Origin of the sequence: Anabaena sp. CCY 9613 (assembly GCF_963920895.1) — a bacterium.
GTDB lineage: Bacteria > Cyanobacteriota > Cyanobacteriia > Cyanobacteriales > Nostocaceae > Cyanocohniella.
Map to the genome: position 1 here is coordinate 421,093 of NZ_CAWUDE010000002.1, position 11,445 is coordinate 432,537.

At 42.3% G+C, this 11,445-nt stretch carries 8 protein-coding genes; 6 read left to right on the top strand and 2 right to left on the bottom strand.

The window, feature by feature from the left end:
- Positions 1-298: 298 nt before the first annotated feature.
- Complete coding sequence (locus ACM0OT_RS03715; RefSeq protein WP_414562820.1) at positions 299-1,675, top strand: sensor histidine kinase; 1,377 nt, start codon at positions 299-301, stop codon at positions 1,673-1,675.
- Between the two features lie 50 nt (positions 1,676-1,725).
- On the opposite strand, the gene rsmH is transcribed toward ACM0OT_RS03715, so the two are convergent.
- Positions 1,726-2,616 (bottom strand): 16S rRNA (cytosine(1402)-N(4))-methyltransferase RsmH, encoded by an 891-nt coding sequence (gene rsmH, locus ACM0OT_RS03720; RefSeq protein WP_414562822.1) that lies wholly within the window; start codon positions 2,614-2,616, stop codon positions 1,726-1,728.
- 225 nt (positions 2,617-2,841) lie between these two features.
- Here rsmH and ACM0OT_RS03725 point away from each other — a divergent pair, with 225 nt between their 5' ends.
- The 3 genes from ACM0OT_RS03725 to ACM0OT_RS03735 all read left to right on the top strand — a co-directional run bounded on the left by ACM0OT_RS03725 (position 2,842) and on the right by ACM0OT_RS03735 (position 7,743).
- Positions 2,842-4,026, top strand: a complete 1,185-nt coding sequence (locus tag ACM0OT_RS03725; RefSeq protein ID WP_414562824.1) for an NAD(P)H-quinone oxidoreductase subunit H — start codon at positions 2,842-2,844, stop codon at positions 4,024-4,026.
- Positions 4,027-4,204: 178 nt separating this feature from the next.
- Positions 4,205-5,770, top strand: coding sequence for a YcjF family protein (locus ACM0OT_RS03730; protein ID WP_414562826.1), 1,566 nt, complete (start codon positions 4,205-4,207; stop codon positions 5,768-5,770).
- A 233-nt stretch (positions 5,771-6,003) separates the two neighbouring features.
- Positions 6,004-7,743, top strand: coding sequence for a serine/threonine protein kinase (locus ACM0OT_RS03735; RefSeq protein WP_414562828.1), 1,740 nt, complete (start codon positions 6,004-6,006; stop codon positions 7,741-7,743).
- A 377-nt stretch (positions 7,744-8,120) separates the two neighbouring features.
- On the opposite strand, the gene ACM0OT_RS03740 is transcribed toward ACM0OT_RS03735, so the two are convergent.
- Positions 8,121-8,432, bottom strand: coding sequence for a threonine dehydratase (locus tag ACM0OT_RS03740; RefSeq protein ID WP_414562830.1), 312 nt, complete (start codon positions 8,430-8,432; stop codon positions 8,121-8,123).
- A gap of 138 nt (positions 8,433-8,570) precedes the next feature.
- Between ACM0OT_RS03740 and ACM0OT_RS03745 the strand changes: the two genes are divergently transcribed.
- Positions 8,571-9,062 carry a DUF1499 domain-containing protein gene (locus ACM0OT_RS03745; protein ID WP_414562832.1) on the top strand — a complete coding sequence of 164 codons (492 nt, stop codon included), beginning with the start codon at positions 8,571-8,573 and terminating at the stop codon, positions 9,060-9,062.
- A 259-nt stretch (positions 9,063-9,321) separates the two neighbouring features.
- Entirely contained in the window at positions 9,322-11,397 is a 2,076-nt protein-coding gene (locus tag ACM0OT_RS03750; protein WP_414562834.1) for a TonB-dependent receptor plug domain-containing protein, read from the top strand.
- Positions 11,398-11,445 lie beyond the last annotated feature (48 nt).

An 11,445-nucleotide genomic window follows, 5' to 3' on the forward strand; every position in this document is an offset into this window, starting at 1 on the left:
AATACAATTATTAGCAGCCAGGGAGGATCAATCAAGCGACTAAAACTGCCGGATGTTAATGTAATGGCTATTTTCTCTACTCTACAAGACAGAAATCAAGCCTGCCTATAAGAGAAAGACAGTTTCCGGCGAGGCTTTTTGAATATCACCACAAGAAAGCAAGAAGCCACTAAATACTAGAGACTATCCCCATCAGGCAAATATGATTTTAAGTGAACAACAGCAGATTAACTCGAGGGCAAATATTAATTCTTCCTATATCCCTTCCCCACTAGGGATACTCCAGCGCCTTACAAGCATGATCAATCGGCGACTGACTCATTTACCTCAATTATTAAATGAGATGGCACAGGAAGTCGTTGATGCCATTGATCATGCTCAGTTTTGCTTGATAGCGTTATGTAATCCCCAAACCACACAGTTAGAATTAACCGCCAAAGCAGGCGTTGATGTAGACAAACTATTTTTCTTGATGCTGAATGGCAGGGAAGGTAGAGATAGACTTTGGAGTACCAACGAAAACTTGATATCCTCTGATGTTGCGACTCATCCGGATACAGGGTTTCTAGAACAGGTGTTTGCCACAGGCGCGCCCCAGTTGTTTCAGGCAACCCAGGAAGATGAGATGATGATTGAAGGCTACACCCTATCTTTGTGTCCGATCATTCCCATATTCTCAGCTTTTACTCCCGCAGCCATGTACGCCGTAGCCATAGACTCAGCACAAGCTGGACGCTTGGGAGTAATGGCAATTGGTAACTGGGAAAATCCCCAAGCCTTTGATGCAACATCGCAAAACCTGGTGAATGCAGTAGCTGAGGTGGTAGCGATCGCCATTAATAATGCGAGCATGATGCAAGTCTTGGCAGATCAAGAAGCACGTTTAGCCACGCAAACCGAAATTATTTTAGAGCAAAACTGCCAACTGGAAAAAACGCAACACCAAATGCAAATCCAGAATTTGCAACTATTAGCCGCAGCAAACCTCAAGTCCCAATTTTTAGCCACCACATCCCATGAACTCCGTACTCCCCTCAACGTGATTTTGGGATTATCACAAGTATTATTGCGTCAGCGCACGGCAACTTTATCTGAGCAACAAGAAGATATGGTGCGACGTGTTTTGAGTAACGGCAATCATCTGCTAGAAATTATCGATGATATGCTTTACCTGTCCACAGTCCAAAGCGGTTGTATCTCGTTGCAACCAGAAGAATTTAATTTATCTACTTTAGTTTTAACAACCGTCGCTGAATATCGTTCCCTAGCCGCCGAAAAATGCCTCAATTTACAAGTAGAAATTAATCTTGATGATCCCTTGTTGGTGAACGATAGCGCCCGTTTGCGACAAGTTTTAGTCAAGCTATTGTTAAACGCCATTAAATTTACCGAAACTGGTAGCATCACCATCAAAGCCTGGGCGATCGCTCCTGATAAAATGGCGATCGCAGTGCAAGACAGCGGCGTAGGAATTGCCGAGTCTGATTTAGAGTATATTTTTGAGCAATTCCGTCAAGTAGATCAAACTAACACCAGAAAATATGGCGGTACTGGTTTGGGGTTAGCAATTACCAAATCCTTAGTAGAAATCATGCAAGGCACAATCAGCGTTACCAGTCAACCAGGGGAAGGTTCGACATTTTGTGTTGAGTTGCCTCATCTTATTAGAAGTTAGAGGCAAAAGGCAGGGGGGAAATTTCTTCGTTATTCCCTGCTCCCCACTCCCTACTCCCTACATCTCTCGGCAATTCTTAACTTAGCAGAACGTGATCGCGGATTGTTGGCCAGTTCGTCTTCTTGAGCAGTAATTGGCTTTTTTGTCAATACTTTTAATAAAGGTGAATTGCGTAAATCATGCTTGACTGGGCGGTCTTCCAGGCTGTGAAAACTGATAATGGCTATTCTGCCACCAGTAACAAGGGCGTTGGGGGCTTGTGCTAAAAAGGTTTCTAAGGACTTTAACTCGTCATTGACGAAAATTCGCAAAGCTTGAAACACACGGGTAGCCGGATGGATTCTCCCGTGACGGTATTTAGGCGGAACAGCATAGGCGATCGCCTCAGCTAATTCTGTGGTTGTTTGAAATGGCCGTCTTTCCACAATGCGTCTGGCAATGCGCCGCGATAATCTTTCTTCACCATATTTAAAGAATATATCTGCTAATTCCCCTTCATCCCATTCATTAATCACCTCAGCAGCCGTTAGCGATTGTCGCTGATCCATTCGCATATCTAAATTGGCGGTGTGGCGAAAGCTAAAACCCCGTTCCGGCTGATCCAAATGATAAGAACTCACCCCCAAATCAGCCAGGATGCCATCAAAGGTGTTAGGAGTATATTTATAAGACGCAAAATTGCTGAGAATAAATTGTACTCGTTCTCCATACTCAGCTAACTGCTGTTGCGCTGCCGCTAAAGCATCTTCATCTTGGTCAATTGCCGTCAACCGCACATCCGGTGCAGCTTCCAAAATAAGACGACTATGACCACCACCGCCTACCGTCGCATCCAAATAATGACCGCCGGGACGTATAGCCAACCCCTCAACGACTTCCCGACTTAACACAGGCACATGAAGAAATTCCTGCGCCTCAATTCCCTGAATCTCAAGCTCCATATAATAATTGAAGAAGTGAAACAAAATGCAACATCAAGTAAAATCCCCTCGCTGCCACCCCTCTCCAACATACTCCTGTATGGGTAATAGATGTAGACGCCCCCAGGGTGACTTCTCCAAGATATTTCCCTTACTAACCTGATTTTGGCAGAAAAGATCATTCGGGTCTGGTGGGCATCAACGCGATTCAAGTTGAAATTTTCATAATGGGAGAACACGGAACTTATGGCACAACTAGAAACCCGCACCGAACCAATGGTGCTGAACATGGGGCCACACCACCCTTCAATGCACGGGGTTTTGCGGTTAATTGTCACTTTAGATGGTGAAGATGTCGTTGATTGTGAACCAGTCATCGGCTATCTGCACCGGGGAATGGAAAAAATTGCCGAAAACCGGACTACTATCATGTACGTCCCCTACGTTAGTCGTTGGGACTACGCCGCAGGGATGTTTAACGAAGCAGTCACCGTCAACGCCCCAGAACAATTGGCAGGTATAGCGGTTCCCAAGCGCGCTAGTTACATTCGCGTAATCATGCTGGAACTCAACCGCATTGCTAATCACTTACTGTGGTTCGGCCCCTTCCTCGCTGACGTCGGCGCCCAAACTCCCTTTTTCTACCAGTTCCGGGAACGGGAGATGATTTACGATTTGTGGGAAGCCGCCACCGGATATCGGATGGTAAATAACAACTACTTCCGTGTCGGTGGTGTAGCCGCTGATTTACCTTATGGTTGGGTAGATAAATGTTTGGACTTCTGCGACTACTTATTACCCAAAGTCGATGAATACGAACGTTTAGTAACTGATAACCCCATCTTCCGCCGTCGTGTTGAGGGTATTGGTACTATCACCCGCGAACAAGCAATTAACTGGGGATTATCTGGCCCCATGTTACGTGCTTCTGGCGTTAAGTGGGATTTGCGGAAAGTTGACCACTACGAATGTTACGACGACTTCGATTGGGACGTCCAGTGGGAAACCGCAGGCGATTGCTTCGCCCGTTACGTTGTGCGGATGCGAGAAATGCGCGAATCAGTGAAGATTATTCGCCAAGCTATCAAAGGACTACCTGGAGGCCCTTACGAAAACCTCGAAGCCAAGCGCATGGCGGCTGGGAAAAAATCTGAGTGGGACGCCTTTGATTACCAATACATTGGCAAAAAAGTTTCACCTACCTTTAAAATGCCCAAAGGTGAAATCTACTCCCGTGTCGAAAGCGGCAAAGGTGAACTAGGAATTTATCTAGTTGGCGATGATAATCCCTTCCCCTGGCGCTGGAAAATTCGCCCAGCCGATTTTAACAACCTGCAAATTGTCCCAGAATTACTGCGGGGGATGAAGGTTGCAGATATTGTCGTCATTCTCGGCAGTGTGGACGTGATCATGGGATCTGTCGATAGATAGAGACTAGGGACTAGGGACTAGGGAACTTCCCCCCTGCTCCCTGCTCCCCTCCCTCTTCTCTCCGCGCCTTTGCGTCTTTGCGTGACAAAAATCATCCCCTAAATCAACAACACCCGATACTCAAACCATTAACATTAAAAGCATCAGCCTTTATACCCACTAACTAACCTTGCCATCCATGCCTCTGTCGCGCATAGTCACGCTGATTGTTGGTTTAATCGTCATTTTGGGATTAAGCCTCTGGCTGATTGATTCTCTCTCTCGGCTTTACTGGCAGTTGTCTTATTCTCCACTGCTGGGCAATTTGCTGTTGTTGTTGCTGGTTGTATTAATCGGGGGCTTAGTTGCAGCTTTTGTTTATTACGTCTTAATACTGCAAGCTGGGGAAAAGCGATCGCGTAGTCAACGTCGGCGAGTAACTGCGGCAGAAATTCCCGCAGCTAAGTCTGATGCTGCTTCTACAACTCTCCAAGCTGTACGGCAACAAGTAGCCCAAATTCAAGATGAAGTAGCAAAACAAGCTTTATTAAGTAAATCTAGAGAAATTGAAGTCAATTTAGCCCGTGGTGAAATTCAAGTAGTGGTTTTTGGGACGGGGAGTGCTGGCAAGACTTCTCTGGTAAATGCCATTATGGGGCGCATGGTGGGGCAAGTAAATGCACCAATGGGAACTACCCAAGCCGGGGAAACTTATTGTCTGCGGTTGAAGGGCTTAGAACGCAAAATTTTAATTACCGATACGCCAGGGATTTTAGAAGCAGGGGTGGCGGGTACGGAACGGGAACAATTAGCGCGAGAACTGGCGACATCAGCTGATTTACTATTGTTTGTGGTAGACAACGACTTGCGCCGTTCTGAATATGAACCGTTACGCAGCCTAGCAGAAATTGGCAAGCGATCGCTCCTAATTCTTAACAAAACAGATTTATATACCGATGAGGATCAAGAGTCGATTCTCGCCCGCTTACGTCAACGCGTGTTGGGATTTATTGCCCCCAATGATGTAGTAGCCATTGCTGCTAATCCCCAATCTGCACAGTTAGAAACTGGCGAAACTCTCCAGCCAGAACCAGATATTATCCCTTTACTGCGGCGAATGGCGGCGATTTTACGGGCTGAGGGTGAAGATTTGGTGGCAGATAATATTCTCCTGCAATCGCTACGTTTAGGAGAAGAAGCGCGCAATCTCATTGATGCCCAGCGTCGCCGCCAAGCTGATAAAATAGTTGACCGATTTCAGTGGATTGGTGCTGGTGTGGTATCAGTCACCCCTCTACCAGTGGTAGATTTATTAGCAACTGCGGCTGTCAATGCTCAAATGGTAGTGGAGATTGGCAGGATATACGGCTGTGAACTGAATATGGAAAGAGGTAAAGAGTTAGCCCTTTCCTTAGCCAAAACCATAGCCAGTCTCGGCATAGTTAAAGGCGCAATTCAATTAATATCTACCGCTTTGCAACTCCATGTGGCTACTTTTGTCGTGGGTAGGGCAATTCAAGGCGTCACAGCAGCTTATCTGACGCGAATTGCTGGTAAAAGTTTTATAGAATATTTTCGTCATGACCAAGATTGGGGTGACGGCGGGATGACAGAGGTAGTTAAGCAACAATTCAAGATGAATCGCCGAGATGAGTTTATTAAGGCTTTTGTCCAAGAGGCGATCGCTCGTGTGGTAAAACCTTTAACAAATAACTCTGAAGTGATAGAAGAGGAAAATGAGGGACTCGATACTAGAAATTTGTAACATATTATAGTTCCTTATAAGTAAAAATATTGAAAATATTTCGTACTTCATAGCTGATTGACGTTTTTATGTAATTGCAGTATTAAAATAGTTAAAAAACTTTAGTAAAAATACTGAAACAGTAAAAAGTTTTATTTTCGGCTACAACGCTGTAATGATTTATTATCAAGGCATTCCGGAAATTAATCACCAGATTAGAAAATCTATATTAAGGACTTACTCAGTAACAGCTCATGAACCACTACATGATCGGTAAAGTACTACAAGCACGTTACCAAGTCATCCAAAGCCTCGGTGCAGGTGTATTTGGACAAACATACATTGCTATAGATAAAAATTATCCCGAAAATGCCCGATGTGTAATTAAACAGCTCAAAGGGAGTAGTTGCCAAACCAGCTACTTAGACCCCTTAAGATTATGCTTTCTCACCGAAACAGCCACCCTCAAGCTGCTAGGAAGCCATCCCCAAATTCCCGAATTTATTACTTGCTTTGAAGAAAATGAACGTTTCTACTTAGTGCAAGAATTTATTGAAGGACACTCATTAGCTGCGGAACTGCCCATAAATCAATATTGGGGATGTATTTGGTCGGAAAGTGAAGTTATAGAATTATTAAAAGATATCTTGGGTATTTTAGAATTTGTTCATTCTCAAGGCTTTATTCATTGCGACGTTAAACCAGAAAACTTAATTAGACGTACAGCTGATGGCAAGTTAGTTTTAATTGATTTTGGTTCTATCCAGTCGGTTGATTTTGATTTAGATGGGGAATTACCAATTTATCGGATTCCTGTCACGTCACTAGGTTATATCCCACCAGAACAATTTATTGGTCAAACACAACCCAATAGTGATATTTATGCTTTGGGGATGATTGGGATTCAGGCTTTAACAGGGCTAGAACCACTGCAATTAAAAGTGGATACTCACACTAATGAAATTATTTGGCGGACTCAAGATACACCAGTTAACGATTATCTCGCTGCTGTTCTCAGCCAAATGATCCGCTATGATTGCCAAGACCGTTTTCAGTCTGCAAGTGAGGTACTGCGTGTCCTCAAGCAAATGCAACGGGAAACTCCAACACCCCCAACTAAACCACAGGAGAATACAAATCAAGACAAAATAGTTCCTAGTGAGAATTCTCCCCAAAAATCGACATCAGGGCAATCTTCATTACTCACAGGAATGACAGTAGGACTGGCTGCTAATTCTTTGTTGATGGGATTGGGAGTATATTCTTTAATGAATAATTCTCCAGCCTATTCGGAAACAGAAACTTTATATAAAGCTACAGAAGAATATCAAGCAGGGGATTTGCAAAGGGCCCTGGCTTTAGCTAAATCAATTCCGGCTCACAGTAATGTTTATCCAGAGGCTCAAGCCACCATTGAAGAATGGCAACATCAATGGCAATTTGCAGCCGAACAATACTTAATAGCTGAACAAGCTTTAAATGAGGGTAGATGGTCAGATGTTTTGGGTGTTGTGCCTAAAGTACCAGATATTTTATATTGGCAATCGAAAATAGACAAAATGGTGCAACAAGCACACGTTAATATCGAAGCACAAACACAAGATTTATTAGCCAAAGCTTACGAAAAAGCCATAGCTAGAGATTTCTCCACTGCTATTGAGTATCTGAGTCAAATTCCCAAAGAAAGTTCTGCGGGTACATTAGTTCAAAAAAAGTTAGCTGAGTACAATCAAAAGCGACAAATTAGAGCAGCTTATTTTCTACATAATGCTAATAAAAAAGCAGCTATGGGTGATTTGAATGGTGCTGTGAAGTTTCTCCGCAAGGTTCCTAAAAATACGCCTGTATATGCTCAAGCTCAGGATAAGCTGAACGAATATACTCAAAAACAGGGGCTACATAATCAAAGTCCAAATGTCGCTTTAAATGCCTTGGTTTCTCACAACTCAACCATGAAAATGGAAAATCATCTGCAAGAAGTAAATATTAGGTAATTTGCCATTTTTTAGTAATGAGCAATTGGTAATAAAATATTAACCAATTCGATTAATGGATATCTAACTTACCAATTATTTAACTAATTGGCTAAATGTCAAGTATACGTCATATTATTTTTAACAAAGTCAGCAGACTTCAGAAAAAACAACCCCACAGATTGAAGTGGGGTTCTATTATATGTTCATGGGCGAGATCGCACCCACAATTTAACGTTAGGAATGTGGATTTAATAAAATACAGAACCTCACCCCCAGCCCCCTTACCAAGAAGAGGGGAGACTTTGACGCAAGTCAAAGGCGGGGTGAGGTCAAAAACCAGACTTGCATGTTATTTAATTCATGTTCCTTAGTCTCCAACGGAGGCGCACGTTAATTTAGCTTTTTTTCACATCACGAGCCATATTCAAGTAATAGTCATCCATTTTGCCTTGAGGACGACGGCGTTTAGGGGTGGGGGTTTCAGGAGTTTTATTTTGTTCTGATTCTTTTGGTTCTTTTGCTGTATTTCGATTTATCCCCGTGGATTCATCAGATTCTAGGAAGTATTCAGCCTTGGTAAATCCGAAAAGCCTGGCAAAAAAACCTAAGACATTTCTGATCACACCCAACACATTTTTGAATACAACACCCAACCAGCCTTCAAGGCGAAGATACAAGTTGCGAATAAGTTGAGTTAGACGAAGCATAGTCTTACCCTCTATGATTGCCTATCACTATTGTGACTTAATTTTTAGGCGATCGCTGACGTGACAATCATCCATGACGGGAATTTTGATCAGAAATGACCGAAAATAATTGAGTACTATTCAAACCGTAAATTGCTCATGTCCCGGATACTAAAAGCTTTCACGCCGCGATGCTTGCGGAGTATCACTTTTGTCATATTTCTGACACTTATTAGTAGTTTAATCTTTCCTGCGGCTACTTGGGCTGATTCTTCTGGGTTAGGAATTGCTCAAGGTCATCTGAGTGCTTGTCCCGCTTCCCCCAACTGTGTTGTCAGCCAAAATGCTGATTTTAAACACGCCATTGACCCCATCGCCTATCATGTAGATCGAGATACAGCAAGGGAAACCTTACTGAAAGTTCTCACCGTTGTTCCCCGTACAGAAGTTATTGAACAAACAGATAATTACATTCATGCTCTTTCTAAAAGCCGCATCTTCAAATTTGTGGATGATGTAGAATTTTATTTACCTACCGATGAGTCAGTAATTCATCTGCGTTCAGCATCTCGTATAGGAGAATCTGATCTCGGTGTCAACCGCAGGCGCATGGAACAAATTCGTTTAGCTATGCGCGATTTAAACATTTAATGGATAAGAAAGTTCGTAGTCAGGACTTTAGTCCTTCTTCGCCCTCAGTCTAGAAACCTAGTTTACAGCCCTCTTCCATCACTTTGGAGATAGCAAAATAAATGTAGTAGCGCGGCTAGGGTAGAGGTAATCTTCCTCTAAGAGTTACTTAACTTCCTCTACCCATTCGCATTTACTACGACAGCGCGTCTTTTGACACCATTTTGTTGTTACAGCAAAAATACTACTTAGTAATTTTTACCTAAGTTAAGAAAACTAAGTGAACAAGCATTTTTTTCTACTACCTGTTGCTGTACCAAGTTTATTAATTACTTTTCCCGCCTTTGCTGCTGAAACAGAGCAGATAAACTCAATTATTTTTAACTTAAGTGAAATCGAATTACCAGCCACTAGTGCAGAATTATTAACTCAACAATCTATCCCCATTGAAGTCAACCCGGAAACTCAACCAGAAGTAGAACCAACTGATAACGAAGATGTAGATATTTTTATAGAAGTAACTGGAGAACAAGACCCACTGCCTGAGTCTACGCCTGTTTACGTAATTGATCAAGAAGAAATTCAAAAACAGGGTGCAACAAGCGTAGCTGATGTTTTAAAAAGAATGCCCGGTTTCGCCATTAATGATGTCGGTCATGGTGCAGATATTCACACAGGAACATACTACCGAGGTGCGTCAATTAATCAGTCTGTATTTCTGATTAATGGCAGACCAATTAATAACAATGTCAACACTTATCATGGTGGAACCGACTTAAATAGTATTCCCGTAGAAGCCATTGAACGGGTGGAATTATATAGCGGTGTCACTTCCGCATTATATGGTTCATCAGCCTTTGGCGGAGTTGTGAATATCATTACCAAAGAAGGCTATGGTCAACCTAAATTAACTGGAAGTGCAGAATTTGGCTCATTAAGCTTAAATAATCAACAAGTAAGTTATGGTGGCTCGGTTGGTGATGCTAGATATAACTTCAGCTTTGAAAGATTCTTTATAGATAACCGTTATCGCGTCCCCGTGGGTGCAGCTAATCGTGATGCTCAAGGATTTTTGGCGAATGCAGACACAGCTACCAGTACTTATTTTGGCAGCATAGGTTTAGATTTAGATAGTAAAAATTCCTTAAATTTAGATATTAAAAAACTCAGCAGTCGGAGAGGTTTAGTTTATTTTGGTTTCCCTCTCCAAAGAGATAGATTAGACCATGATGGCTTTAACGTCGGCTTATCTTGGAAAACTAGATTAGGTGAGGGAGAAAGCTCAAATCTCACAACCACACTCGGTTATAACCAAGATTACTTCAGTACTTATGGCCCTACAGTTTTTGCTGGACAAGAATTTAACCGCACAGGTGTTTTAGATACCCAACAAATTACAGCTAGGGTAGATCATGATTGGCAATTATCCCCCAACTATAAATTACGCTGGGGATTAGATTTACAAAATAGCGATTTAACTGGAGATACTTTCAGTACCAGACCTGACAGAATCATTAATAATGGAGTTGAAAATAGAAATGTATTAAACACAGCTTTATTTGCTGTTAATACTTTAAATATTAGCAACGATTTTCAGATAGACTTAGGTCTAAGACAAAGCTTTGATGGGGAATTTGGCAATTATTTGAACCCTAGCGCTGGCTTACGTTATGCCCTGACACCAGCAGTAGCTGTGCGCGGTAGTTGGGCAGGTGGACAGCGTAATCCTGGATTAGATCAACTATATGTTTATGATACAGTTCATGGTTGGGAACCAAATCCTGATTTAACACCAGAAACAGGCTCATCTTGGACTGCGGGAGTAGATGTCAGACTCACAAATAATGTGATTGGGCAATTTACTTACTTTGGCAGTAGTTTAGATAATCGTTTAGGGATTATAGCTGGCAGATGGGAAAACATTGGATTAGTAAATACTAATGGTTTAGAAGCCGCATTGCGATATCAAATTACCCCTGGCTGGTCAACTTTTCTTAACTATACATATACAGATGCCAAAATCAAAACAGGTGCAGAACAAGGTTTACAGTTAGGTTTTATTCCTTATTCTGTAGCTCAAGGTGGTATTGGTTATCAAAATTCAGGCTGGCAAGCTAATTTGTATGTCACTTATAACAGTGGTATGCGTCGAGCCTTTTTTAATGCACCTGGGGAAACAAGCAGAGATTTCGTCCCATCTTTTCTAAATTTAGATTTGAGTGGTCGGATTCCTGTAAATAGTAATTTAGGATTGACAATTTATTTAGAAAACTTACTCGGTGAGCAATACGAGCGAGTAAATCGTATTTACAGTCCTGGGTTTACTTTTCGTGTAGGATTAACTTCAAATTTTTAACGGAATCACGGAAGTCCCCACTTTCAGCGAAGCAAGGTGGGGATGGAC

Coding starts and splice junctions, on each gene's coding strand:
- rsmH (WP_414562822.1), bottom strand. CDS start 2,616: ATGGAGCTTGAGATTCAGGGAATTGAGGCGCAGGAATTTCTTCATGTG.
- ACM0OT_RS03725 (WP_414562824.1), top strand. CDS start 2,842: ATGGCACAACTAGAAACCCGCACCGAACCAATGGTGCTGAACATGGGG.
- ACM0OT_RS03745 (WP_414562832.1), top strand. CDS start 8,571: ATGTCCCGGATACTAAAAGCTTTCACGCCGCGATGCTTGCGGAGTATC.
- ACM0OT_RS03715 (WP_414562820.1), top strand. CDS start 299: ATGATCAATCGGCGACTGACTCATTTACCTCAATTATTAAATGAGATG.
- ACM0OT_RS03740 (WP_414562830.1), bottom strand. CDS start 8,432: ATGCTTCGTCTAACTCAACTTATTCGCAACTTGTATCTTCGCCTTGAA.
- ACM0OT_RS03735 (WP_414562828.1), top strand. CDS start 6,004: ATGAACCACTACATGATCGGTAAAGTACTACAAGCACGTTACCAAGTC.
- ACM0OT_RS03730 (WP_414562826.1), top strand. CDS start 4,205: ATGCCTCTGTCGCGCATAGTCACGCTGATTGTTGGTTTAATCGTCATT.